This is a genomic window from Pseudomonas sp. NA-150 (assembly GCF_044336365.1).
Classification (GTDB): domain Bacteria; phylum Pseudomonadota; class Gammaproteobacteria; order Pseudomonadales; family Pseudomonadaceae; genus Aquipseudomonas.
Map to the genome: position 1 here is coordinate 1,258,071 of NZ_CP172305.1, position 23,711 is coordinate 1,281,781.

21 protein-coding genes are annotated in these 23,711 nt (G+C 59.3%); 12 read left to right on the forward strand and 9 right to left on the reverse strand.

Annotated features, from left to right (window positions below):
• Positions 1 to 109 precede the first annotated feature (109 nt).
• Complete coding sequence (gene speB / locus ACF0H7_RS06060; protein ID WP_397451885.1) at positions 110 to 1,060, reverse strand: agmatinase; 951 nt, start codon at positions 1,058 to 1,060, stop codon at positions 110 to 112.
• 173 nt (positions 1,061 to 1,233) lie between these two features.
• Positions 1,234 to 1,662: a hypothetical protein gene (locus tag ACF0H7_RS06065; RefSeq protein WP_397451886.1), complete on the reverse strand. Its 429-nt coding sequence runs from the start codon at positions 1,660 to 1,662 to the stop codon at positions 1,234 to 1,236.
• 318 nt (positions 1,663 to 1,980) lie between these two features.
• Between ACF0H7_RS06065 and ACF0H7_RS06070 the strand changes: the two genes are divergently transcribed.
• On the forward strand, positions 1,981 to 2,877 hold the full coding sequence (locus ACF0H7_RS06070; RefSeq protein ID WP_397451887.1) for a LysR family transcriptional regulator: 897 nt from the start codon (positions 1,981 to 1,983) through the stop codon (positions 2,875 to 2,877).
• A 12-nt stretch (positions 2,878 to 2,889) separates the two neighbouring features.
• Positions 2,890 to 3,501, forward strand: a complete 612-nt coding sequence (locus tag ACF0H7_RS06075; RefSeq protein ID WP_397451888.1) for a tRNA-uridine aminocarboxypropyltransferase — start codon at positions 2,890 to 2,892, stop codon at positions 3,499 to 3,501.
• A gap of 3 nt (positions 3,502 to 3,504) precedes the next feature.
• On the opposite strand, the gene ACF0H7_RS06080 is transcribed toward ACF0H7_RS06075, so the two are convergent.
• Entirely contained in the window at positions 3,505 to 3,717 is a 213-nt protein-coding gene (locus ACF0H7_RS06080; protein WP_397451889.1) for a DUF6316 family protein, read from the reverse strand.
• A 203-nt stretch (positions 3,718 to 3,920) separates the two neighbouring features.
• Between ACF0H7_RS06080 and ACF0H7_RS06085 the strand changes: the two genes are divergently transcribed.
• Complete coding sequence (locus ACF0H7_RS06085) at positions 3,921 to 4,883, forward strand: DMT family transporter (protein WP_397451890.1); 963 nt, start codon at positions 3,921 to 3,923, stop codon at positions 4,881 to 4,883.
• Positions 4,884 to 4,981: 98 nt separating this feature from the next.
• Here the strand turns inward: ACF0H7_RS06085 and ACF0H7_RS06090 are convergent, their stop codons facing one another.
• Positions 4,982 to 6,376, reverse strand: a complete 1,395-nt coding sequence (locus ACF0H7_RS06090) for a class II fumarate hydratase (RefSeq protein ID WP_397451891.1) — start codon at positions 6,374 to 6,376, stop codon at positions 4,982 to 4,984.
• Between the two features lie 174 nt (positions 6,377 to 6,550).
• On the opposite strand from ACF0H7_RS06090, the gene ACF0H7_RS06095 reads away from it, so the two are divergent.
• The 7 genes from ACF0H7_RS06095 (at position 6,551) to ACF0H7_RS06125 (ending at position 14,561) form a co-directional block, all read left to right on the forward strand.
• The gene (locus tag ACF0H7_RS06095; RefSeq protein ID WP_397451892.1) at positions 6,551 to 7,090 is read left to right on the forward strand and encodes a DUF2059 domain-containing protein; all 540 of its coding nucleotides are present in this window, start codon (positions 6,551 to 6,553) and stop codon (positions 7,088 to 7,090) included.
• Positions 7,091 to 7,099: 9 nt separating this feature from the next.
• Positions 7,100 to 7,399 (forward strand): BolA family protein, encoded by a 300-nt coding sequence (locus ACF0H7_RS06100; protein ID WP_397451893.1) that lies wholly within the window; start codon positions 7,100 to 7,102, stop codon positions 7,397 to 7,399.
• A 243-nt stretch (positions 7,400 to 7,642) separates the two neighbouring features.
• Entirely contained in the window at positions 7,643 to 8,581 is a 939-nt protein-coding gene (locus ACF0H7_RS06105) for a rhodanese-related sulfurtransferase (protein ID WP_397451894.1), read from the forward strand.
• 36 nt (positions 8,582 to 8,617) lie between these two features.
• Positions 8,618 to 9,220, forward strand: coding sequence for a DsbA family protein (locus tag ACF0H7_RS06110; RefSeq protein ID WP_397453841.1), 603 nt, complete (start codon positions 8,618 to 8,620; stop codon positions 9,218 to 9,220).
• A gap of 70 nt (positions 9,221 to 9,290) precedes the next feature.
• Positions 9,291 to 11,030, forward strand: coding sequence for an ABC transporter ATP-binding protein (locus tag ACF0H7_RS06115; RefSeq protein WP_397453842.1), 1,740 nt, complete (start codon positions 9,291 to 9,293; stop codon positions 11,028 to 11,030).
• 232 nt (positions 11,031 to 11,262) lie between these two features.
• Positions 11,263 to 13,737, forward strand: coding sequence for an EAL domain-containing protein (locus ACF0H7_RS06120; protein ID WP_397451895.1), 2,475 nt, complete (start codon positions 11,263 to 11,265; stop codon positions 13,735 to 13,737).
• Between the two features lie 71 nt (positions 13,738 to 13,808).
• Positions 13,809 to 14,561 carry a TenA family transcriptional regulator gene (locus tag ACF0H7_RS06125; RefSeq protein WP_397453843.1) on the forward strand — a complete coding sequence of 251 codons (753 nt, stop codon included), beginning with the start codon at positions 13,809 to 13,811 and terminating at the stop codon, positions 14,559 to 14,561.
• Between the two features lie 48 nt (positions 14,562 to 14,609).
• Here the strand turns inward: ACF0H7_RS06125 and ACF0H7_RS06130 are convergent, their stop codons facing one another.
• The 5 genes from ACF0H7_RS06130 to ACF0H7_RS06150 all read right to left on the reverse strand — a co-directional run bounded on the left by ACF0H7_RS06130 (position 14,610) and on the right by ACF0H7_RS06150 (position 19,418).
• Entirely contained in the window at positions 14,610 to 15,536 is a 927-nt protein-coding gene (locus ACF0H7_RS06130; RefSeq protein WP_397451896.1) for a GGDEF domain-containing protein, read from the reverse strand.
• Positions 15,537 to 15,756: 220 nt separating this feature from the next.
• A complete protein-coding gene (locus ACF0H7_RS06135; protein WP_397451897.1) occupies positions 15,757 to 16,497 on the reverse strand; it encodes a YciK family oxidoreductase in 741 nt (246 codons plus the stop codon).
• A gap of 151 nt (positions 16,498 to 16,648) precedes the next feature.
• Positions 16,649 to 17,320, reverse strand: coding sequence for an N-acetylmuramic acid 6-phosphate phosphatase MupP (gene mupP, locus ACF0H7_RS06140; protein WP_397451898.1), 672 nt, complete (start codon positions 17,318 to 17,320; stop codon positions 16,649 to 16,651).
• Positions 17,321 to 17,324: 4 nt separating this feature from the next.
• Complete coding sequence (gene ubiG, locus ACF0H7_RS06145; protein WP_397451899.1) at positions 17,325 to 18,023, reverse strand: bifunctional 2-polyprenyl-6-hydroxyphenol methylase/3-demethylubiquinol 3-O-methyltransferase UbiG; 699 nt, start codon at positions 18,021 to 18,023, stop codon at positions 17,325 to 17,327.
• Positions 18,024 to 18,086: 63 nt separating this feature from the next.
• A complete protein-coding gene (locus ACF0H7_RS06150; protein ID WP_397451900.1) occupies positions 18,087 to 19,418 on the reverse strand; it encodes a TRZ/ATZ family hydrolase in 1,332 nt (443 codons plus the stop codon).
• A 122-nt stretch (positions 19,419 to 19,540) separates the two neighbouring features.
• Between ACF0H7_RS06150 and mtnA the strand changes: the two genes are divergently transcribed.
• Both mtnA and gyrA read left to right on the forward strand, forming a co-directional pair.
• Positions 19,541 to 20,617: an S-methyl-5-thioribose-1-phosphate isomerase gene (gene mtnA / locus ACF0H7_RS06155; RefSeq protein ID WP_397451901.1), complete on the forward strand. Its 1,077-nt coding sequence runs from the start codon at positions 19,541 to 19,543 to the stop codon at positions 20,615 to 20,617.
• Positions 20,618 to 21,012: 395 nt separating this feature from the next.
• Positions 21,013 to 23,676 carry a DNA gyrase subunit A gene (gene gyrA, locus ACF0H7_RS06160; RefSeq protein ID WP_397451902.1) on the forward strand — a complete coding sequence of 888 codons (2,664 nt, stop codon included), beginning with the start codon at positions 21,013 to 21,015 and terminating at the stop codon, positions 23,674 to 23,676.
• Positions 23,677 to 23,711: the final 35 nt, after the last annotated feature.

The following is a 23,711-nucleotide window of genomic DNA, read 5'->3' on the forward strand; positions in this document are numbered from 1 at the left end:
AGCGTCAGCTCTATTTTGACCTTTGCTACGTGGATCGTCTGGTGCGTATACCGCTGTGGTTTCTGGGACAGGCCCAGCCACAGGGGAAACCCACCGACGCCAAACGCTTTTAGCGGTGTGTCACGCCCGGCAGTACGCAGAGCATCTCGTACAGCAGGTTGGCGCCCAGCAGTGAGGTATTACCGGTGGTGTCATACGGCGGCGAGACTTCTACCAGATCACAACCGACGAGGTCGAGGCCTTGGCAGCCGCGGATGATCTCGATCGCTTGAATGGTGGTCAGACCGCCGATTTCAGGAGTGCCGGTGCCCGGTGCCCAGGCTGGGTCGATACCGTCGATGTCGAAGCTTAGATAAACCGGTCCGCCGCCGACTTTCTCACGCACTTCAGCCATCAGTTGACTCAAGGATTTGTGCCAGCACTCTTCGGCCTGAACCACACGGAAGCCTTGTTTGCGGCTCCAGTTGAAGTCTTCGGCGGTGTAACCCTGTGCGCGCAGACCGATCTGTACCACACGGTCGCAATCCAGCAGGCCTTCTTCTACCGCGCGGCGGAAGGTGGTGCCGTGGGCGATTTTCTCGCCGAACATGTGATCGTTGACGTCAGCGTGGGCGTCGATGTGCACCAGACCGACCTTGCCGTGCTTTTTATGGATCGCACGCAGGATTGGCAGGGTGATGGTGTGGTCGCCGCCCAACGTCAGGGGGATGACATCGTGTTCAAGAATCTCGTTGTAGGACTCTTCGATGATGCGCACAGCGTCCAACAGGTTAAAGGTGTTGATTGCCACGTCGCCGATGTCGGCCACGGAAAGAGAATCGAAGGGAGCAGCACCGGTCGCCATGTTGTACGGGCGAATCATCACCGATTCAGCACGAATCTCACGTGGCCCGAAACGTGTGCCAGGGCGCAGCGAAGTACCGATGTCCAGCGGGACGCCGATAAAGGCAGCATCCAGGCCGGCGGCCGATTGCAGGTGGGGTAGTCGCATCATGGTGGCGATGCCGGCGAAGCGCGGCATTTCGTTGCCGCCCAGTGGTTGGTGAAAAATCTTGTCCACGGGATTGCCTCATCGGTTGTTGTGATTTGAGCGGATTTTTGCAAACAGACGAGGCGGGGAAGAATCGGTGAGAGCAAATACTTAGTTCAGGAATTTCTGAAGTAATGGGCTGGAGGGCTTGGCAGGTGGGGGAAAAGAGCCTCCCCATGGCTGGCATGGGGAGGTTGAATCGGTTACAGAAGCGTAACGTCGAATGAATCGGAAACGGCCACTAGCTCGAAATTACGTTCAACGGCGAAGGCAAAATGCACGCGTTTTCCCTGAAGGCCAACAAAGCCTTGTCCGCCAATGTGGGGGAATTTTATCGTCGGGTTTAGTTGATCATCGAAACTGACCTGATGGGATACAAAGATGGCGCCATGACCTTCGTAACTGACGGATAAGTTCACCCAGTCTCCGGCGGTCATCGGAGAGGCCATTGCAATTTCGGCTTCCACGCCAGAAACGACAAGTGTTTCATAGGTCGGAAATGGAGAAGGCAGAATGTTGGGCGGCGGCAGGTAAATCACCTGCTGTGGCAACGGTTCTGCCGCGCAAGGCAATACAAACTGTTGAGTCATCACACGGTAGTTCGCTACTTGCTGAGTGTGTTCAAGTTTCATGGTGTTCGTCCCTGTATGGTTAATTAATTCGCAACGTAATTGTTACGGCAAAATCACGTAAGCAGCATCGATAGGTGTCGTCAATAAACTTGATTCGAAGGGTTTTATGAAGGGTGTGTTTATAAAAATGTTTAATGTTAAGGGTCCAAGTAGTGACTTCGGCTACTCGGGCGCTTATACCCAGTGATGAGGCATCGGCTGCATCGCCAGCAGGGCTGCGTTGGCGACGCCATGCTCACTTGAAGCAAATAATCCGTGCGCCCTCACACACCTTGGTTAGACTGACGCCGTTTCCCCACCCACGTCGACAGGACCCCCATGGCCAACGCTCTACCTGACCTGAAACTCTTGCGGATCTTCGCCAGCGTGGTGCGCCATCAGGGGTTCGCCAGCGCGCAGCAGGAACTCAACCTGTCGACCTCGGCCATCAGCACCTACATGAGCCAGCTCGAAGCGGCGCTGGGCCTGGTGTTGTGTCATCGCGGGCGGGGTGGGTTCAGCCTGACCAGCAAGGGCGAGTTGTTTCATCAGGAAACATTGCGTCTGCTGGGCGAACTGGAAGGGTTCGAGCAGTACGCGGCGGCGCTCAAGGGCGAACTGCGCGGTACGCTGAATCTGGGGGTGATCGACTCCACGGTCAGTGATCGCGCCTTGCCGTTCGCCGAAGCCATCGGTGCTTACAGCCAGGAACACCCGGCGGTGCATTTGCATTTGTCGGTAATGAGCCCTTACGAGTTGCAACTCGGGGTACAGGACAACCGCCTCGACCTGGCCATCGGTGCGTTTTCCACGCGCATGAGCGGCTTGCTGTATCAGCCGTTGTATCGCGAGCAGCACTGGCTATATTGCAGTAGTCGTCATCCGCTGTTTGGTGAGCGACGCATTCCCGAGCAGGTCATCACCCAACAGCGCATGGTCGGACGTGGTTACTGGAGCCAGGCCGAATTGGCGCGGCACGGTTTCAAGCACAGCGCGGCGACGGTGGAGAGTATGGAAGCGCAACTGATTTTGGTGCTCTCGGGCGCCTACATCGGCTACCTGCCGGAACACTACGCGCAAGCCTGGGCTGACTCGGGCCATTTGCGCGTGTTGTTACCGGCGACCTTCGGTTATCAGGCTCCGTTCTCGATGATCGTGCGCCGTGGCCGCAGTCGTGAACCCTTGATCCAGACCTTTCGCGATCTGCTCAAGGCCCAGCTCAATCAGCAGAGCTGAGGAATTTACCGCATGTCCCGCGTCCATTGCCCTCGTTGCCTGCGCCCCGAAAGCCATTGCCTGTGCGCACTGATCCCGCACCTGGACAGCCGCACCCGCGTATTGATTTTGCAGCACCCCAGTGAGGTCAACCACGCGTTGAATACGGCGCGGTTTGCCGCGTTGGGGCTGAGCAATGCCGAACTGCGGGTGGGCGAGGTGTTTGCTGACCTGAGCACGTTGCTCAGCCCGCCGGGTTATCAGGCGCGCCTGTTGTTTCCCGCGGACGATGCACAACCGTTGAGCGCCTACTCGGCCGAGGAGGCGAGTGATTCAATACTGTTGGTCGTGCCGGACGGCACCTGGAAGAAAGCCCGCAAGTTATTGCACTTGAATCCGCTGTTGGCGGCGTTGCCACGGGTCAGCCTGGTGGACGCGACGCCTTCGCGCTATCGACTGCGCAAAGCGCCGGGGCCGGGCGCCTTGTCTACGGTCGAGGCGATTGTCCAGGCCTTGCAGACACTGGAAGCGCCCCGCAGCTTCGAGGCCTTGTTAAGGCCGTTCGACGCGCTGATCGACGGGCAGATTGCCGCGATGGGTGACGACACCTATCAGCGTAACCACCAGCGATCCGATCCGCTGTGAGTGTCAGCCGTTCAGCGAAGATGGCTGAGCCAGCTTGGCCCGTTGCATCCGAGAGATGTACGCCTCGGTTTCCCGTTCGGCATCGGTGCGGGTAGAAAACGGACCTTCGAGGGTGTTTTCCCGGGTGCTGAAGAAAAACTGTCCATTGACCAACGAAACACGGTTACTGCGGAAGTGAACCGTGGGTGACGGGTCTTGCTCGCGCATGGCTAACATGATCATTTCCTGGACGGTGCCGTCTACGGCTGGAAAGACTGCGGGGTGGCCTCGGTTGAATGATGACAATGTAGCTTACGCCGTCATTCTTAGTAAACGCACAATTGAGACTCAACTCTCGCGTCAACTGTCCCTGTGTTACGGAACGTATCCGAGCCTAGAATGCGCACCTTCCTTTGTCGTGTCCCACCGAGAATTTTTTCATGCATGTTTCTTCCGGCCGCTGGTTGTATGGCCTGTCACTTGCGCTGGTGACAGCGGTGCTCTGGGGCGTCCTGCCGGTCAAACTCAAGCAAGTCATGTTGATCATGGATCCGGTGACAGTGACCTGGTATCGGTTGGTGGTTTCCGGCTCGATACTGTTTGTCTGGCAGGCCCTGAGCGGCGGTCTGCCAAGCTTTAAAGTGTTGGGCGGCAAGGGCAAGGTATTGGTCGGATTGTCTGTATTCGGCCTGCTGGGCAATTACCTATTGTACTTGGCCGGCCTGAGGATTCTCAGCCCCGGCACGGCGCAGTTGGTGATCCAAATGGGGCCGATTCTGTTGCTGATCAGCAGCATCTTCCTGTTCAAGGAACGCTTCAGCATCGGCCAGGGCGTCGGGCTGATGGTGTTATTGCTCGGTTTTGGGCTGTTCTTTAACCAGCGGCTGGCGGAATTACTGACGTCGTTGAGCGATTACACGGCCGGCGTGTTGATGGTGCTGCTGGCGTCGGCGGTGTGGACTTTTTATGGCTTGAGCCAGAAGCAACTGTTGACGGTGTGGAAATCGCCGCAGGTGATGATGGTGATCTACCTGTTCTGCGCGCTGTTGGTCACGCCGTGGGCGCATCCGCTGCAAGCGCTGGAACTCAGCCCGTTGCAAGGGTGGTTATTGCTGGCGTGTTGCTTGAACACGCTGGTGGCTTACGGCGCGTTTGCCGAAGCGCTGGCGCATTGGGAGGCCTCGCGGGTCAGTGCGACCCTGGCGATCACGCCATTGGTGACCTTTGGCTGCGTGGCGACTGCGGCATGGCTGTGGCCTGACTTTGTGCATGCCGAAGACATCAATAGCCTGGGTTACGGCGGGGCGGTGTTGGTGGTGGTGGGGTCAGCGCTGGTTGCCCTTGGTCCATCGTTGATTGCCGGGCTGCGCGCACGGCGAGCGCGGTTGATGGCTGGGGTTTGAGGCCAAATGTGTAGGAGTCGGGCTTGCCCGCGATGGCGTCCTGCCTGACACGCCGCGTTAAGCCAATCGCAGGCAAGCCCGCTCCTACAGAATCTCAATCAGCCGTTACTACCCGCCTCCAGCATGTTCTCCGGCCGCACCCAGGCGTCGAACTCGGCATCGGTCAAATACCCCAGCGCCAGCGCCGCTGCGCGCAGGGTCAGGCCTTCGGTGTAAGCCTTCTTGGCGATTTTCGCCGATTTGTCGTAGCCGATATGCGGGTTAAGCGCCGTCACCAGCATCAAGCCGCGCTCCAGGTGTTCAGCCATTTTCTCGGCGTCCGGCTCCATTCCGGCCACGCAATGTTCCTGGAAGTTGCTGCAACCATCGCCGAGCAGGCGGATCGATTGCAGCAGGTTGTGGATGATCACCGGCTTGAACACGTTCAACTGCAGGTGACCCTGGCTGGCAGCGAAACCGATGGTCACGTCATTGCCCAGCACCTGGCAGGCGAGCATCGACAAGGCCTCGCATTGGGTCGGGTTGACCTTGCCGGGCATGATCGAGCTGCCAGGTTCGTTGGCGGGCAATTTGACTTCAGCCAATCCGCCACGCGGCCCGGAGCCCAACAGACGCAGGTCGTTGGCGATTTTCATCAGGGTCACGGCCAGGGTTTTCAAGGCCCCGGACAAGGCGGTCAACGGTTCGTGACCGGCCAGCGCGGCGAACTTGTTCGGCGCGGTGATAAACGGCAGGCCGGAAAGGCTGGCCAATTCGGACGCTACCGCTTCGGCGAAACCTTTAGGCGAGTTGAGGCCGGTGCCCACTGCGGTGCCACCCTGTGCCAGCTCATAGACCGCAGGCAATGTGTGGCGTATGGCTTGGGCAGAGTATTCAAGTTGCGCGACGAAGCCTGAGAGTTCCTGGCCGAAAGTAATCGGCGTGGCGTCCATCATGTGGGTGCGGCCGGTCTTGACCAGCTTCATGTGGCGTGCCGACTGATCGGCCAGCCCGTCGGCCAGTTCGGCAATCGCCGGCAGCAGGTGCTGAGTGACCGCCTGCGCCGCCGCAATGTGCATCGCGGTGGGGAAGCAGTCGTTGGAGCTTTGCGAGCGGTTCACATGGTCATTGGGGTGCACCGGCAGCTTACCGCCACGGCCTTTGCCGGCCAACTCGTTGGCGCGCCCGGCGATCACTTCATTGACGTTCATGTTGCTCTGGGTGCCGCTGCCGGTCTGCCAGACCACCAATGGGAATTGTTCGTCGAGCGTGCCGCTCAGCACTTCGTCGGCCGATTGTTCGATCAGGTTGGCGATGTCGGTTGGCAGATCGCCATTGCGGTTGTTGACCCGGGCCGCGGCTTTCTTGATCAGGGCGAGGGCGTGCAGTACCGCCAGCGGCATGCGCTGGTCGCCAATCTCGAAATTGATCAGCGAGCGTTGCGTCTGGGCTCCCCAGTAAGCGTCATCGGGTACATCGATCTGACCAATGCTGTCGGTTTCGATACGGCTCATCGGAGCACTCCTCTAAGGTTTGAATGCGCAGTTTAGGCCCAGATAGGTTACAGAGGTTCCATAGGTAGACTTTTTGACCGCTTGGCCCGTCAGGGCTTGAGCCGCACGTGAACATGGGCGCAGAATGTTCGGCCTTGGGGTTCAGCCTCGCCAGTTAGATGATAAGGAAACTCGATGACCCGTCTTCGTGCCCTCTGTATCGCAGTTGCTCTGGGATGTGCCAGCGGCCAGGTATTTGCCGACACTGCCAGCCACAACGCCAATGCTGAGACCATCCTCAAGCTGACCCACGCCGACAAAATGGGCACCGGCGTCTACATGCAGGTTCAGCAGATGTTCCAGCAGCGCTTTGAAGAAAGCAAAGCACCAGACTCGCAGAAAGCCGTGCTTGAGACCTATCAAGCCAAGGCTTCCGCCGCTCTGGACCAGGCTATCGGCTGGGAAAAAATCCGTCCGGACATGGTCAAGCTCTACACCTCGAACTTCACCGAAGGCGAGCTGAAAGACCTGATCGCGTTCTACCAGTCGCCGCTGGGCAAGAAAGTCCAGGCGAAAATGCCTGAAATCCTGATGCAGTCGAACCAACTGGCCCAGGGCAAACTGGAAAGCGCTGTACCGGTGGTCAACAAATTGCTGGCTGATATGACTGCGCAACTGAACCCGGGCAAAGCCGCGGCACCTGCTGCAGCCCCAGCGCCAGCCAAGAAGCCTTAAGCTCAGGTCATGAACATGCAACAGCGTATCGAGGCGGCATTGTCCGCCTTGCAGCCCCAGCATCTGCAAGTGCTCGACGAGAGCCACATGCACAGCCGTGGCTTGCAGACCCATTTCAAGGCAGTGCTGGTCAGTGACCAGTTCGCCGGCTTGAGCTCGGTCAAACGCCACCAGAAGGTTTACGCCACGCTGGGTGACTTGATGGGCGAGTTCCACGCCCTGGCGCTGCACACCTACACCCCGGAAGAATGGGCAAAAACCGGCGCCGCGCCGGCTTCGCCGACCTGTGCGGGTGGTAGCAAGCACTGATATAAAACCTGTAGGAGCTGCCGAAGGCTGCGATAGGGCCGGATCGGCCTTCCGGCCATTGGTTCGCAGCCTTCGGCAGCTCCTACAGGGGGTTGTGTGCTCTGCAGGCACCTGTGTCTGACCTGAATTAAGTCACACCCCTACGGTTTTGTTAGAATCACCCAACGCGCCGCTCGCCGGCGCGTTTTTTATTGCATTGATAGCGGGTCGGCTCTTTGCGAGAGCACCCACCTGGAGACGTAGATGACTCAACAGATTGTCGTGGCCGCTTTGTACAAGTTCGTCACCCTCACCGATTACGTTGCCCTGCGCGAGCCCTTGCAGCAGGCGATGATCGACAACGGCATCAAAGGCACCCTGCTCATCGCTGAAGAAGGCATCAACGGCACCGTCTCCGGTAGTCGTGAAGGCATCGACGGCTTGATGGCCTGGCTGAAAAACGATCCGCGCATGGACGATATCGACCATAAGGAATCGTACTGCGACGATCAGCCGTTCTATCGGACCAAGGTCAAGCTGAAGAAAGAGATCGTCACCCTCGGCGTCGACGGCGTGGACCCGAACAAACAGGTGGGCACCTATGTCGATCCGGAGAACTGGAACGCGCTGATCAGCGATCCGGAAGTGCTGTTGATCGACACCCGCAACGATTACGAAGTCTCGATCGGCACCTTCGAAGGCGCCATCGACCCGAAAACCACCAGTTTTCGCGAATTCCCCGACTACATCAAAGAACACTTCGACCCGGCCGTGCACAAGAAGGTTGCGATGTTCTGCACCGGCGGTATTCGTTGTGAAAAAGCCTCGAGCTTCATGCTCAGCCAAGGCTTCGACGAGGTCTATCATCTTAAAGGCGGCATTCTCAAATACCTTGAGCAGGTCCCGCAGGAAGAAAGCAAGTGGCAGGGTGACTGCTTCGTGTTCGACAACCGCGTGACCGTGCGTCACGATTTGAGCGAAGGCGACTACGATCAGTGTCATGCGTGCCGGACGCCGATCAGTGTCGAAGACCGCGTCAGCGAACACTACGTCGCCGGGATCAGTTGCCCGCACTGCTGGGATAAGTTGAGCGAGAAGACTCGCCGCAGCGCCATCGACCGGCAGAAGCAGATCGAACTGGCCAAGGCGCGTAATCAGCCACACCCGATTGGCCGCAACTACCGACTGGAAACAGAGGCCTGAGCCATGAAAACCCGTCTGCTCTACGTCATGGACCCGATGTGCTCCTGGTGTTATGGCTTCGCGCCTGTGGCCGAAGCGCTGGTGGAGCAAGCGCGTGCGGCAGGCGTGGAACTGCACCTGGTGGTGGGCGGTTTGCGCACGGGCGGTGGATCGGCGCTGGAGCCGAGCACACGGCGCTACATTCTTGAACATTGGCATTCGGTGGCCGAATCCACTGGTCAGCCGTTTCGCTTTGAAGACGCGTTGCCCGAAGGTTTCGTTTACGACACCGAGCCGGCGTGCCGCGCCATTGTCACCGCGCGCAGTCTGGACCCGGACAGTGCGTGGCAACTGGTGCACTTGATCCAGCAGGCGTTCTACGCCGAAGGTCGTGACACCACCCAGGCGTGCGTGCTGGTGGCGTTGGCCGAACGGGCGGGCTTGCCGCGAATCGAGTTTGCCGAAGCCTTCGACAGTGCCGAACAAGCGACGGCCACCGCAGCGGATTTCACCTGGGTACAGGATCTGGGGATCGCCGGTTTCCCGACCTTGCTCGCTGAGCGCAACGGTCAACTGGCGTTATTGACCAACGGTTACCAACCCCTCGATGAACTCGCTCCGCTGCTCGGCCGCTGGCTGGAGCGCGCTGCCTGTGCATGAGCAACCGGGTCCACCAGGATCGGTGCCGCGTACCGACCGACTGAGCTGGGCGGAAATTCGCCGGCTGGCGATGCATCACAAGAAAGCCCTGTGGATCGCCAACGGCGTAGCGGTGTTGGCCACACTGTGCAGCGTGCCGATCCCGTTGCTGTTGCCGCTGTTGGTCGACGAAGTGTTGCTCGGTCACGGCAATTCAGCGCTCAAGGTCATGAACCATGCGTTGCCCGACGGCCTGCAAAAGGCGGTGGGCTACATCGGCCTGATGTTAGTGGTGACCTTCAGCCTGCGACTCGCTTCGCTGGTGTTCAACGTGGTGCAGGCCCGGCTGTTCGCCGGACTGGCCAAGGACATCGTCTACCGCATTCGTATCCGTTTGATCGAACGCCTGAAGCGTATCTCACTCGGTGAGTACGAAAGCCTTGGCGGCGGCACCGTCACCACCCATCTGGTGACCGATCTCGACACGCTGGACAAGTTCGTCGGCGAAACCCTGAGCCGCTTTCTGGTGGCGATGCTGACGCTGGTCGGCACCGCAGGCATTCTGATGTGGATGCACTGGCAGCTGGCGTTGTTGATTCTGCTGTTCAATCCGCTGGTGATCTACGCCACGGTGCAGTTGGGCAAGCGGGTCAAACACCTGAAGAAGCTGGAAAACGACAGCACCGCGCGCTTCACCCAGGCGCTCACCGAAACCCTCGAAGCAATTCAGGAAGTGCGTGCCGGCAACCGCCAGGGCTTCTTCCTCGGTCGTTTGGGTCTGAAAGCGCAGGAAGTCCGCGATTACGCGGTGGCTTCGCAATGGAAAAGCGACGCCTCCAGCCGCGCCAGTGGCCTGTTGTTTCAGTTCGGTATCGATATCTTCCGCGCGGCAGCGATGCTCACGGTGCTGTTCTCCGACCTGTCCATCGGCCAGATGTTGGCGGTGTTCAGCTACCTGTGGTTCATGATCGGCCCGGTGGAACAGCTGCTCAATCTGCAATATGCGTTCTATGCCGCCGGCGGTGCGCTGACCCGGATCAATGAAATGCTGGCCCGCGCCGACGAGCCGCAGTACCCCGGGGGCGTTGATCCGTTCAAAGGCCGGGAAACAGTCGGTATCGAGGTGCGTGGCCTGAGTTTCGGTTATGGCGAAGACCTGGTGTTGGACCAACTGAACCTGTCCATCGCGCCGGGGGAGAAGGTCGCCATCGTCGGTGCCAGCGGCGGCGGCAAGAGCACCCTCGTGCAATTGTTGCTGGGTCTGTACACGGCGCAGGCCGGCACGATTCGCTTTGGCGGAGCCACCCAGCAAGACATCGGTCTGGAGACCGTGCGAGAGCATGTCGCGGTGGTGCTGCAACACCCTGCGTTGTTCAACGACACAGTGCGCGCCAACCTGACCATGGGCCGTGAGCGCAGCGACGAAGCCTGTTGGCGCGCGTTGGAAATTGCCCAGCTCGACACCACCATTCGCCTGTTGCCACAGGGCCTGGACAGCATTGTCGGCCGCTCTGGCGTGCGCCTGTCTGGCGGCCAGCGGCAGCGTCTGGCCATCGCGCGGATGGTGCTGGCCGATCCCAAAGTGGTGATCCTCGACGAAGCCACCTCGGCCCTCGATGCCGCGACCGAATACAACCTGCACCAGGCCCTGGCGCGCTTTCTCAGCGGCCGTACCACGCTGATCATTGCCCACCGCCTGTCAGCGGTGAAGCAGGCAGATCGTGTGTTGGTGTTCGATGGCGGGCGCATCGCTGAAGATGGCGATCACCAGCAATTGATCGCCGATGGCGGCCTGTACGCAAAGCTATACGGTCATCTGCAGCAAATATAATTGCAATCGGATCTTGCCCAAGACCGATTTATGCATAAGTCTAGCGCCCGCAACATTCTACTTTTCCCATATTCCTGCTTGATGTGGCCGGTACGCGGCTGCGTCGGGCGGTAGCGCGTTTCAAAAGTGAGAAAAGCTCGGCGGTGTTGTCGGATTTTTAGCCTAGTCTCAGGGAAGGCTGTTGTTACTGGTGCGACATGGTGCATACAGGATTGCTTATGAAAGGGAACCCATGAAGCAAAAGCGGATTCTTGAAAACCCCCGTCTTTTGGGGATCGTTTGGCCATTTATCGCTGTCGTGCTGTTCCAGGCGCTTCTGGGATGCGTGAGCTTGTATATGTTGTCGGCCGTGCGGGGATATGTTGCCGGGGAGAGTTTGTGGTCTAAAGGGCAGAAAGACGCCATTTACTACCTCAACCTGTATGCCAACAGCCGAGATGAGCTCAACTACCTTAAGTACCAGGAAGCCATTGCGATTCCTCAAGGCGGCCACGACTTGCGGGTGGCGCTCGATAAACCTGTGCCGGACTTGTCTGGCGCGCGCGCTGGCCTGCTGCAAGGCGGCAATCACCCGGACGACGCGCCCAGTATCATTTGGCTGTACCTGAACTTCCGCCACTTCAGCTACCTGGAAAAAGCCATCGAGTTGTGGAAAGTCGGCGACGGCTATCTGCTGCGACTGGATGATGTCGCCCAGCAAATGCACGCCAACTTTGTCCGGCACACCGCCACGGCGGCGGATGTTCAGGTGTGGAAGACGCAAATCAGTGCCATCAACGAAAGCGTGACGCCGGCGGCGAAAGCCTTCAGCGATGCGCTGGGCGAGGGTTCCCGGGTCATTCTGCGTATTCTGCTGATCACTAACATGGCGGTCGCCGTGGTGTTGATTCTGCTGGCGCTGTTGCGTACCCACAAACTGTTGACCCAGCGCCACGCCTTCGCCAGTGCGCTGCAAGAGGAAAAGGAGCGGGCGCAGATCACCCTTGAGTCGATTGGTGATGGCGTGATTACCACCGATGTCGACGGCTCGATTGCCTACATGAACCCGGCGGCTGAACACCTCACTCACTGGCGCAGCGAACAGGCCCACGGGTTACCGCTCGCCGCGCTGTTCAACCTGCTGGACGAGAACGACCAGAAAGACAGTTTCACCCTGATCGAGCACATTCTCAGCGGCAAACTCAGCGGTGGCAGCGAACATTCACGACTGATCCAGCGCCTGGATGGCAGTACTGTTTCGGTGGCGCTGGTGGGTTCGCCGATCCGCACCGACGGCAAAACCAGCGGCACTGTGCTGGTGCTGCACGATATGACCCAGGAACGGCAATACATCGCCAACCTCTCCTGGCAGGCGACCCACGACGCCTTGACCGGCCTGGCCAACCGCCGAGAGTTCGAATACCGGCTGGAACAGGCGCTGAATAACCTGACGCGGCAGGTCAGCCGCCATTCATTGCTGTTTCTCGACCTTGATCAGTTCAAGCTGGTCAACGACACCAGCGGCCATGCGGCGGGCGATGAGTTGCTGCGGCACATCTGCACCTTGCTGCAACAAGGCCTGCGCGAGGGCGACACCCTGGCGCGGCTGGGCGGCGATGAGTTCGGCATTTTGCTGGAGAACTGTCCGCCGGACGTGGCGGAAAAAATAGCTGAATGCCTGCGCCAGACCGTGCAAAGCCTGCACTTTGTGTGGAAGGGCCGGCCCTTTGTTACCACGGTCAGCATCGGGCTGGTGCATATCAACCATGGTCCGACCACGCTGGAAGCCTCGCTGCGGGCTGCCGACATGGCGTGCTACATGGCCAAGGAGAAGGGGCGCAATCGGGTCCAGGTCTACCACGCCGACGATTCGGAGTTGTCGTTGCGCTATGGCGAAATGGCCTGGGTTCAGCGGCTGCACATGGCGCTGGAGGAAAACCGCTTCTGTCTGTATTCCCAGGAAATCGCCACACTCGGCCATGGCACCGACCCCAACGGGCATGTTGGTGGCCACATCGAGATTTTGCTGCGCCTGCGCGATGAAACCGGACGGATGATCCTGCCGGACAGTTTCATTCCGGCCGCCGAGCGTTATGGCCTGATGACCACCCTGGATCGCTGGGTGGTGCACAACGTATTCAAGATCATTGCGCAGTGCTTGCGCGAAGCCAGACACACCGGACCGATGGCGATGTGTGCTATCAATTTGTCAGGCACCAGCATTGGTGACGACGCGTTTCTTGAGTACTTGAAGGGGCAGTTCGACACCCATCAAATACCTCCCGATCTGATTTGTTTTGAAATTACCGAAACCAGCGCCATCGCCAATCTGGGCAGCGCCATCCGTTTTATTAATGAGTTAAAAGGCTTGGGTTGCCTGTTTTCCCTGGATGACTTTTGTGCCGGGATGTCGTCGTTCGCGTACCTTAAACATTTACCTGTAGACTTTCTGAAGATCGATGGCAGCTTTGTCAAAGACATGCTCGATGATCCGATCAACCACGCCATGGTGGAAGTGATCAATCATATCGGACATGTCATGGGCAAACGGACCATTGCCGAATTTGTTGAAACACCGCAAATCGAGCAGGCATTGCTTGAAATCGGTGTTGATTTTGCGCAGGGCTACACTATTGAGCGCCCGCAGTTGTTCACGTGTGAGTGTTTGCATTCCAGACCGGCTCGTCCGACTCCGATGCTGTTCAAGACGCCTGGAACATTCCGCTGAAACGATTGAATAATCACATTCAAAAAGGAGCCCTAACAGTGATCGATACTTTCAGCAGAGCCGGTCCGCTCATGGAAGCAACCAGTTATCCGGCGTGGGCACAGCAATTGATCGTCGATTGCAGTGAAGCCAAGCGTCGAGTGGTCGAGCATGAGCTCTATCAGCGGATGCGCGATGCCCGCCTGAGCTCGAAAACCATGCGTCAGTACTTGATCGGCGGTTGGCCGGTGGTCGAGCAGTTCGCCGTGTACATGGCGCAGAACCTGATCAAAACCCGTTTTGCCCGTCATCCCGGCGAAGACATGGCGCGTCGCTGGTTGATGCGCAACATCCGCGTCGAACTCAACCATGCCGATTACTGGCTGAACTGGAGCAAGGCCCATGGCGTCAGCCTGGAAGACTTGCAGGCCCAGCAGGTAGCCCCGGAACTGCATGCGTTGAGTCATTGGTGCTGGCACACCTGCTCGTCTGATTCATTGATCATTGCCATCGCCGCGACTAACTACGCCATCGAAGGGGCGACCGGTGAATGGTCGGCCATCGTCTGTTCCAACGGGGTCTATGCCGCGTCATTCCCGGAAGAGCAGCGCAAGGGCGCGATGAAGTGGCTGAAGATGCACGCGCAATATGACGATTCACATCCTTGGGAAGCCCTGGAAATCATTTGCACGCTGGCAGGTAACAATCCAAGCGTTCAATTGCAGACCGAGCTGCGCCAGGCCATCAGCAAAAGCTACGACTATATGTTCCTGTTCCTGGAACGCTGCATGCAGCAGGAGAAGACCTCGCAGCCGCGTGAGCGCATGGTGTTGGTCGAAAGCTGATTGTTCAAATATCGTTGCACGCAGGTTAAGCCTCTGAGCTAATCGAGCTTAACCCGCCATCGCCAGACGATTTCGTCCATCGCGCTTGGCCACGTACAGTGCATTGTCAGCACGGCGTAACAGGCTGTCCGCCGATTCCGCTGGCAATAGCGTCGCGCAGCCGAGGCTGACCGTCAGTTCGATTGGGTGCTCGGGCGCCGGGTGAGTCAGGCGCAGCGCGGCATAGCGCAGACGCTCACCCACCATCGCCGCCGCTTCGCGACAGGTGTTGGACAGCACGATCAGAAACTCCTCGCCGCCAAATCGAAACACCATATCGACGTTGCGCAACTGACTTTTGATCGACTCGGCCACGGCCTTGAGCACTTCATCGCCAGTGGCATGGCCGTGGGTGTCGTTGACCCGTTTGAAGTGGTCGATATCGAGCATCAGCAACGACAGTGGGTGCTTGTGCCGACGCGCCAGCTCGGTTTCCCGGGACAGCGTCTGATCCATGGCAATACGGTTGCCGGTGCCGGTCAGCGGGTCTCGCAATGCGCTTTGGGTCGCGGCCCGATACATCAAGGCATTGCGCAGCGGGAACAGCAGGCACGAGAGCAGCGTTTCCAGTTGCGCCAACTCCAGCTCGGAGAAACGCAGGTTGCGCTGGAACACCAACTCGCCCAGGTGCTCGCCTTCATGACTCAAGCTGTAGCTCGCCCGGTGGTGGGTGCGCTCGCCGAATTTCAACAGCAAGTCGGCACTGCGTTGTTCGTAGCTCAAGGCGTTAAGCGGCATTAGCCGTTGGATGCCGTAAAAAAAGGTCGCGAGGATTTTTTCCGCTTCAAGGCTGGTCTGCAATTGCAGGCCGAGTTCGAGGTGTAACTGCTGCAAGGTGGCCGGCGGCAGTAGGGTGTTCTGTTGCTGACCAAACCCTAGTCGTTGCAATTTAGCACTGTCGAATTCAACGGCGTGGATCTGGCTGGGGGGACTCATTCTCTACTCCCTAAAACACAAAAAAGCGGTCTTAGCTAACGGAGTTAGAGCGAAAATCATGCCAATCAGTTCATTTAAACTTTAACTCATGTGGATTCAGGGGCTTAACGCTCATACGTCAGTAGTACGGCAGGCTGCTCACGGCAGTATTTTGACTTGATTTCAACGCGCCACGGGCGGTGGCAAAATTCTGTCACGCCGTGGCCATTAGAGAAGAAGGTTACTGAGCGTTGAATGCCTGACCGTTGATGCCAGTGCTGTCCGGGCCCATCAGGTACAGGTACACCGGCATGATCGCTTCCGGCGTTGGATTGGTCTCCGGGTTTTCCCCCGGATACGCCTGGGCGCGCATGCTGGTGCGGGTGGCGCCGGGGTTGATGCTGTTGGCGCGAATCGGCGCGACACCGTCGACTTCATCGGCCAGGGTTTGCATCAGGCCCTCGGTGGCGAACTTCGACACCCCGTAGGCACCCCAGTAAGCGCGCCCTTTGCGGCCGACGCTGCTGGAGGTAAACACCACGGACGCATCCTGCGACAGCTTGAGCAACGGCAGCAGGGTGCTGGTGAGCATGAACATCGCGTTGACGTTGATGTGCATTACGCGCATGAAGTTCTCGCCGGACAACTGCTCCATCGGTGTACGCGGACCGATGATCGACGCGTTGTGCAGCAAGCCGTCGAGGTGCCCGAACTCGTTCTCGACCATGGCCGCCAGTTCGTCGTACTGGTGGGGCAGGGCGGTCTCCAGGTTGAACGGAATCACCACTGGCTGCGGATGGCCCGCCGCTTCGATCTCGTCATAGACCTGGCTCAGATTGGCTTCGGTCTTGCCCAGCAGCAACACGGTGGCGCCGTGGGCCGCATACGTTTTAGCGGCAGCGGCACCAATGCCGCGGCCTGCACCGGTCACCAGAATGACTCGATCCTTGAGCAGCTCAGGGCGAGCGGAGTAATCAAACATGAAGAACCCTCAACAGAAATAACAAAAACCGCAAATACACCGCGATCTGTAGGAGCTGCCGCAGGCTGCGATTCAATGGCCGGAAGGCCGTTCCGGCCTTATCGCAGCCTGCGGCAGCTCCTAAAAGGATATGCGGCAGGCGCCCAAAAAATCAGCAACTACAGAGCGCATTATCCAACACCCGCCGCAGGTCCAGCGGATGATCGACCACCACGTCCGCACCCCAGTGATCCGGATTGTCGTGCGGGTGGATGTAGCCATAACGCACGGCAGCGGTCTTGGTCCCGGCATCGCGGCCGGACTCGATATCGCGCAGGTCATCACCCACGAACAGCACGCTGGCCGGGTCGAGATCGAGCATGCGGCAGGCGAGTATCAATGGCTCGGGGTGTGGCTTACTGTGGGTCACATGGTCGGGGCAAATCAGCAGCGCCGAGCGCTCGGCCAGGCCCAACTGCTCCATGATTGGCTGCGCAAAGCGCACCGGCTTGTTGGTCACCACGCCCCAGATCAGGCCAGCCTTCTCGATATCGGTCAGCAGCTCGGCCATGCCGTCGAACAGCTTGCTGTGTACGGCGCAGGCGACTTGATAGCGTTCAAGAAATTCCAGGCGCAGGGCTTCGAATTCCGGCTCGTTCGGCGACAGGGCGAAGGTCGCGGCGACCATGGCCTTGGCGCCCCCGGAGATCTCATCGCGAATCAGCTTGTCCGACACCGCTGGAAAGCCACGGTCGGCCAGCATGCTCTGGCAGATGGCGATGAAGTCCGGCGCGGTATCGAGCAGCGTGCCGTCCATGTCGAAAAGAACCGCTCTCAAGCGCATGGGATCAAGCCTCTCGCAGTGTCTGGATCATGTAGTTGACGTCGACGTCGGACGCCAGCTTGTAATGCTTGGTCAGCGGGTTGTAGGTCAGGCCGATGATGTCCTTGACCTGCAAGCCGGCTTCGCGGCTCCAGGCACCCAGTTCGGACGGGCGGATGAACTTCTTGAAATCGTGGGTGCCGCGCGGCAGCAGGCCCATGATGTACTCGGCGCCGACGATGGCGAACAGGTACGCCTTGGGGTTGCGGTTGATAGTGGAGAAAAACACCTGGCCGCCCGGTTTGACCATGCGGAAGCAGGCGCGAATCACCGACGACGGGTCCGGAACGTGCTCGAGCATTTCCAGGCAGGTCACCACGTCGAACTGCTCCGGCATTTCATCAGCGAGGTCTTCGGCAGTGATCTGCCGGTATTCGACCGTCACCCCAGACTCCAGCTGATGCAGCTGCGCCACCGCCAGCGGTGCTTCGCCCATGTCGATGCCGGTCACTGTGGCGCCACGCAGGGCCATGGCTTCGCTGAGAATGCCGCCGCCGCAACCGACGTCGAGGACCTTCTTGCCGGCCAGATTGACCCGCTCGTCGATCCAGTTGACCCGCAACGGATTGATGTCATGCAGCGGTTTGAACTCGCTGTTGCGGTCCCACCAGCGATGCGCCAAGGCTTCGAATTTAGCGATTTCTGCGTGGTCGACGTTGCTCATGAGTGTTCCCCTAAACCTTGATAAAGCCGGCGATCCGTTCAAGCGTCAGTGCTTGCACGATCTTTATTCTGTTTGCCCCGAGATGCGCAGGCCCCAGGCCTTGGCGGTCTCGCACAAGGCGTTTTCATCCATTCGCGTCAGGCGCCGGTTTTCGAGCAGCTGTTTGCCGGCGACCCAGACATGGGCGACGCAATCGCGGCCCGTGGCATAAATAAGCTGTGAGACCGGATCATAAACCGGTTGTTGCGCCAGCCCGGACAGGTCGAAGGCGACGATGTCCGCAGCCTTGCCCAGCTCCAGCGAGCCGGTTTCGCCCTGGATACCCATGGCCCGGGCGCCGTTCAGTGTGGCCATGCGCAGGGCGCGATGGGCGTCCAGTGCGGTAGCCGAGCCGGCGACAGCCTTGGCCAGCAGGGCAGCGGTACGGGTTTCGCCGAGCAGGTCCAGGTCGTTGTTGCTCGCCGCGCCGTCGGTGCCGACCGCGACATTGACCCCGGCCTGCCACAGGCGCTCCACCGGGCAAAAGCCGCTGGCCAGTTTCAGGTTCGATTCCGGGCAATGGATCACACTGGCGTTGCTTTCTACCAGCAGGGCCAGGTCTTCCTCGTTGATCTGGGTCATGTGCACGGCCTGGAAGCGCGGGCTCAACAGGCCGAGACGCTGTAGTCGGGCCAACGGTCGTTCCTGGTTCTGTGCTACGGCCTGATCGACTTCGAAGGCAGTTTCATGCACGTGCATGTGGATCATCGCGTCCAGCTCATCGGCGAGCACCCGGATCTTCTCCAGGTTTTCATCGCTGACGGTGTACGGCGCGTGGGGGCCGAAGGCGACTTTGATCCGCGGGTGATGCTTGAGGTCGTTGAACAGCTCGACGCCCTTGTGCAGCGCTTCATCCGTGGTGCGCGCGCCGGGGATCGGGAAGTCCAGCACTGGCACGGTGATTTGCGCGCGAATGCCGCTGTTGTGCACGCGTTCGCTGGCAACTTGCGGGTAGAAATACATGTCAGAGAAACAGGTGATGCCGCCTTTCAACTGTTCGGCGATGGCCAGATCGGTGCCATCACGGACGAAATCTTCATTGACCCAGCGGCCTTCAGCGGGCCAGATGTGTTGTTCCAGCCAGGTCATCAGCGGCAAATCATCGGCCATGCCACGGAACAGCGTCATCGCCGCATGGCCGTGGGCGTTGATCAGGCCAGGGCTGAGCAACATACCGGGCAGTTCACGAACTTCCGCTGCCGCGAGCTTCAGCGCCTCGGCACGCGGGCCGATATAAACGATAAGGCCATCGCGAATACCCAGCCCATGCTCCTTGAGCACCACGCCAGCGGGTTCGACCGGTACCAGCCAGGTGGGCAGTAACAGGAGGTCGAGCGGGGCAGCGGTGTTGGGCATGGCAGGCATCCAGATGCATCGATATGGGGACGGCGAAGTATACCCGAGCGTCTTCGCGGGCGGCTCGCTATAATCGGCGGCTTTTGATTCTTGTGGCTTTCTATATAAGAAAGGGGTGTGAGATGCGCGATCGACTATTGGCTGCGGAGAAGGTGAAAGCCATCGATTGGCGGGATGACGCCCTGCATTTACTCGACCAGCGCGTATTGCCGTTCGAAGAAACCTGGTTTGCCTATACCACGGCAGCGGGCGTGGCCGAGGCGATTCGCTCGATGGTCGTGCGCGGTGCGCCGGCGATTGGCATCAGTGCTGCGTATGGCCTCGTGCTGGCGGCGCGTGCCCGGTTTGCTGCGGGTGGCGACTGGAAAGCAGCACTGGAAGAAGATTTCAGTTTGCTCGCGGAATCGCGGCCTACGGCAGTCAATCTGTTCTGGGCGTTGAACCGCATGCGTGAACGCTTGCAGCGTTTGAAGGGTACTGAATCGCCCATTGAGGCGCTGGAAGCCGAAGCGGTGGCGATTCACCTGAGCGATCGTGAAGCCAACCTGACCATGGCCCAGCTCGGTGCCGATCTGATCCGCAAGCACCAGGGCAACCTGCAAACCGTGCTGACCCACTGCAACACTGGTGCACTGGCCACTGGTGGCTTCGGCACTGCATTGGGGGTGATTCGCGCGGCGTATCTGGAAGGCATGATCGAGCGTGTCTACGCCGATGAAACCCGTCCCTGGCTGCAAGGCTCGCGCCTGACCGCGTGGGAACTGGCCAACGAAGGCATCCCCGTCACGGTCAACGCTGACTCGGCCGCCGCGCACCTGATGCGCACCAAGGGCATCACCTGGGTCATCGTCGGCGCCGACCGCATCACCGCCAATGGCGACGTGGCGAACAAAATCGGCACTTACCAACTGGCCGTCGCGGCGATGCACCACGGCGTGCGGTTTATGGTGGTGGCGCCTAGTTCCACGATTGACATGGCCTTGGCCAGCGGCGAAGACATCCCGATTGAAGAGCGTGACGGCCGTGAACTGCTGGAAGTCGGCGGCCAGCGCGTCGGCGCCGACGTCGATGCATTCAACCCGGTGTTCGACGTCACCCCGGCTGACCTGATCGATGTCATCGTCACCGAAAAAGGCATCGTCGAACGCCCCGACACCGCGAAAATGGCCCAATTGATGTGCCGTAAGCGCCTGCACTAATAGTGCATACACCCCCTGTAGGAGCTGCCGCAGGCTGCGATAAGGCCGGAACGGCCTTCCGGCCTCGAGATCGCAGCCTTCGGCAGCTCCTACAGGAAAATTGTGCAGCGACACGGAGCGATCAGCTGTGAAAGCCCCTCAGAGGCGCTATAAAGGCCGATCATTGGTCGATTAGTGGTTCGGCAGGCTTTCAAGGGATAGGTCCCTGATCGCGATTGTGATAACATTCGGCGGTTTCCAGTGTGTCGCGATGCGGTTGCGTTTACTGCGCAGATCCATGCCACAACTCGTAGATTTGTCGTAAGTCGCTGCAGGGCAAATGCCCGCAGTGGCGGACTTCGTTCGTCCCGCATGGATGTGACGAAGTTTCACCAGAAAAAGGAATCAGGCTTCTCATGGGCGAACTGGCCAAAGAAATCCTCCCGGTCAATATCGAAGACGAGCTGAAACAGTCCTACCTCGACTACGCGATGAGCGTCATCGTTGGTCGGGCCCTGCCTGATGCGCGTGATGGCTTGAAGCCCGTGCATCGGCGCGTTCTGTTTGCGATGAGCGAACTGGGTAACGACTGGAACAAGCCGTACAAGAAATCTGCCCGTGTGGTCGGCGACGTGATCGGTAAGTATCACCCGCACGGTGACACTGCTGTTTACGACACCATCGTACGGATGGCTCAGCCATTCTCCCTGCGCTATCTGCTGGTAGACGGCCAGGGCAACTTCGGTTCGGTCGACGGCGACAACGCTGCGGCCATGCGATACACCGAAGTGCGCATGACCAAGCTGGCGCACGAGCTGCTGGCTGACCTGCACAAAGAAACCGTGGACTGGGTGCCGAACTACGACGGCACCGAACTGATCCCCGCGGTCATGCCGACCCGTATTCCCAACCTGTTGGTCAACGGCTCCAGCGGTATCGCCGTGGGCATGGCGACCAACATTCCGCCGCACAACCTCGGTGAAGTCATCGACGGTTGCCTGGCGCTGATCGACAACGCCGACATCACCATCGATGAACTGATGCAGTTCATCCCCGGTCCGGACTTCCCGACCGCCGCGATCATCAACGGTCGTGCCGGTATCGTCGAAGCCTACCGCACCGGCCGTGGTCGCATTTACATGCGCGCCCGCTCCACTGTCGAAGACATCGACAAGGTCGGCGGCCGTCAGCAGATCGTCATCACCGAACTCCCTTACCAGCTGAACAAAGCACGTCTGATCGAGAAGATCGCCGAGCTGGTAAAAGAGAAGAAACTCGAAGGTATTACCGAACTGCGCGACGAGTCCGACAAGGACGGTATGCGCGTCGTGATCGAGCTGCGTCGTGGCGAAGTGCCTGAGGTGATCCTCAACAACCTCTACGCCCAGACCCAACTGCAAGCCGTGTTCGGTATCAACATCGTTGCGCTGATCGACGGCCGTCCGCGGATCCTGAACCTCAAGGACCTGCTGGAAGCCTTCGTTCGTCACCGTCGCGAAGTGGTCACCCGCCGTACCGTTTTCGAATTGCGCAAAGCCCGCGAACGCGGTCATTTGCTCGAAGGCCAAGCGGTTGCCCTGTCGAACATCGACCCGGTTATCGCCTTGATCAAAGCCTCGCCGACCCCGGCTGAAGCCAAGATCGCGTTGATCGAAACCCCGTGGGAATCCAGCGCGGTGGTGGAAATGGTTGAACGCGCCGGCGCCGATTCGTGCCGTCCGGACAACCTTGATCCACAGTACGGTCTGCGTGACGGCAAGTACTTCCTGTCGCCAGAACAGGCGCAGGCGATTCTGGAACTGCGTCTGCACCGCCTGACCGGTCTGGAACACGAAAAGCTGCTGACCGAGTACCAGGAAATCCTGACTCAGATCGGCGAGCTGCTGCGTATTCTCAACAGCGCCGAGCGTTTGATGGAAATCATCCGCGAAGAGCTGGAGCTGATCCGCGCCGAATACGGCGATGTCCGTCGCACCGAGATTCTCGATGCACGTCTGGACCTGACCCTGGGTGACTTGATCACCGAAGAAGAGCGCGTGGTCACTATTTCCCACGGTGGTTACGCCAAGACTCAGCCATTGGCCGTCTACCAGGCTCAACGCCGTGGCGGTAAAGGCAAGTCGGCTACCGGCGTCAAGGATGAGGACTACATCGCTCACCTGCTGGTCGCCAACAGCCACACCACCCTGCTGATGTTCTCGAGCAAGGGCAAAGTGTACTGGCTCAAGACCTACGAAATTCCGGAAGCGTCCCGCGCGGCCCGTGGTCGTCCGTTGGTCAACCTGCTGCCGCTGGATGAGGGTGAAGTCATCACCACCATGCTGCCGGTCGAGGAATACACCGAAGGTCACTTCATCTTCATGGCGACCGCTGACGGTACCGTGAAGAAGACCCCGCTGGAACAATTCAGCCGTCAACGCAGCGTGGGCCTGATCGCCCTGGAACTGGATGAAGGCGATGTACTGATCAGCGCCGCGATCACCGACGGTGAACGCGAAGTCATGCTGTTCTCCGACGGCGGCAAGGTCACCCGTTTCAAAGAGTCCGACGTGCGCGCCATGGGCCGTACCGCTCGCGGTGTACGCGGCATGCGTCTGCCGGAAGGTCAGAAACTGATCTCCATGTTGATCCCGGAAGAAGGCAGCCAGATCCTCACCGCTTCGGCGCGTGGTTTCGGCAAACGCACCGCGATCACCGAGTTCCCAGAGTACAAACGTGGCGGTCAGGGTGTCATCGCCATGGTCAGCAACGAGCGTAACGGCCGTCTGGTCGGCGCGGTCCAGGTGCTGGACGGTGAGGAAATCATGTTGATTTCCGACCAAGGCACCCTGGTTCGTACCCGTGTTGATGAAGTGTCGAGCCTGGGGCGTAACACCCAAGGCGTGACCTTGATCAAACTGGCCAGCGACGAAACGCTGGTCGGCCTGGAGCGGGTTCAAGAGCCGTCGGAAGTTGAAGGCGACGAACTGGAAGAAGGCGAAGTGCTGGAAGGCGAAGTGCTGATCGTCGGCGACATTGACGAAGCCGCCGACGACCTGCAAGCCGACGCTGCGTCCGACGAAGAAGAATCGCAAGACTAAGCAACGCTACAGCCCACTGTATGGATCGCGGGCAA

Excerpts from the sequence above, each read along its gene's own strand:
- ACF0H7_RS06065 (WP_397451886.1), bottom strand. The coding sequence starts at position 1,662 with ATGAAACTTGAACACACTCAGCAAGTAGCGAACTACCGTGTGATGACT.
- ACF0H7_RS06070 (WP_397451887.1), top strand. The coding sequence starts at position 1,981 with ATGGCCAACGCTCTACCTGACCTGAAACTCTTGCGGATCTTCGCCAGC.
- ACF0H7_RS06075 (WP_397451888.1), top strand. The coding sequence starts at position 2,890 with ATGTCCCGCGTCCATTGCCCTCGTTGCCTGCGCCCCGAAAGCCATTGC.
- ACF0H7_RS06080 (WP_397451889.1), bottom strand. The coding sequence starts at position 3,717 with ATGTTAGCCATGCGCGAGCAAGACCCGTCACCCACGGTTCACTTCCGC.
- ACF0H7_RS06085 (WP_397451890.1), top strand. The coding sequence starts at position 3,921 with ATGCATGTTTCTTCCGGCCGCTGGTTGTATGGCCTGTCACTTGCGCTG.
- ACF0H7_RS06090 (WP_397451891.1), bottom strand. The coding sequence starts at position 6,376 with ATGAGCCGTATCGAAACCGACAGCATTGGTCAGATCGATGTACCCGAT.
- ACF0H7_RS06095 (WP_397451892.1), top strand. The coding sequence starts at position 6,551 with ATGACCCGTCTTCGTGCCCTCTGTATCGCAGTTGCTCTGGGATGTGCC.
- ACF0H7_RS06100 (WP_397451893.1), top strand. The coding sequence starts at position 7,100 with ATGAACATGCAACAGCGTATCGAGGCGGCATTGTCCGCCTTGCAGCCC.
- ACF0H7_RS06105 (WP_397451894.1), top strand. The coding sequence starts at position 7,643 with ATGACTCAACAGATTGTCGTGGCCGCTTTGTACAAGTTCGTCACCCTC.
- ACF0H7_RS06110 (WP_397453841.1), top strand. The coding sequence starts at position 8,618 with ATGTGCTCCTGGTGTTATGGCTTCGCGCCTGTGGCCGAAGCGCTGGTG.
- ACF0H7_RS06115 (WP_397453842.1), top strand. The coding sequence starts at position 9,291 with ATGCATCACAAGAAAGCCCTGTGGATCGCCAACGGCGTAGCGGTGTTG.
- ACF0H7_RS06120 (WP_397451895.1), top strand. The coding sequence starts at position 11,263 with ATGAAGCAAAAGCGGATTCTTGAAAACCCCCGTCTTTTGGGGATCGTT.
- ACF0H7_RS06125 (WP_397453843.1), top strand. The coding sequence starts at position 13,809 with ATGGAAGCAACCAGTTATCCGGCGTGGGCACAGCAATTGATCGTCGAT.
- ACF0H7_RS06130 (WP_397451896.1), bottom strand. The coding sequence starts at position 15,536 with ATGAGTCCCCCCAGCCAGATCCACGCCGTTGAATTCGACAGTGCTAAA.
- ACF0H7_RS06135 (WP_397451897.1), bottom strand. The coding sequence starts at position 16,497 with ATGTTTGATTACTCCGCTCGCCCTGAGCTGCTCAAGGATCGAGTCATT.
- mupP (WP_397451898.1), bottom strand. The coding sequence starts at position 17,320 with ATGCGCTTGAGAGCGGTTCTTTTCGACATGGACGGCACGCTGCTCGAT.
- ubiG (WP_397451899.1), bottom strand. The coding sequence starts at position 18,023 with ATGAGCAACGTCGACCACGCAGAAATCGCTAAATTCGAAGCCTTGGCG.
- ACF0H7_RS06150 (WP_397451900.1), bottom strand. The coding sequence starts at position 19,418 with ATGCCCAACACCGCTGCCCCGCTCGACCTCCTGTTACTGCCCACCTGG.
- mtnA (WP_397451901.1), top strand. The coding sequence starts at position 19,541 with ATGCGCGATCGACTATTGGCTGCGGAGAAGGTGAAAGCCATCGATTGG.
- gyrA (WP_397451902.1), top strand. The coding sequence starts at position 21,013 with ATGGGCGAACTGGCCAAAGAAATCCTCCCGGTCAATATCGAAGACGAG.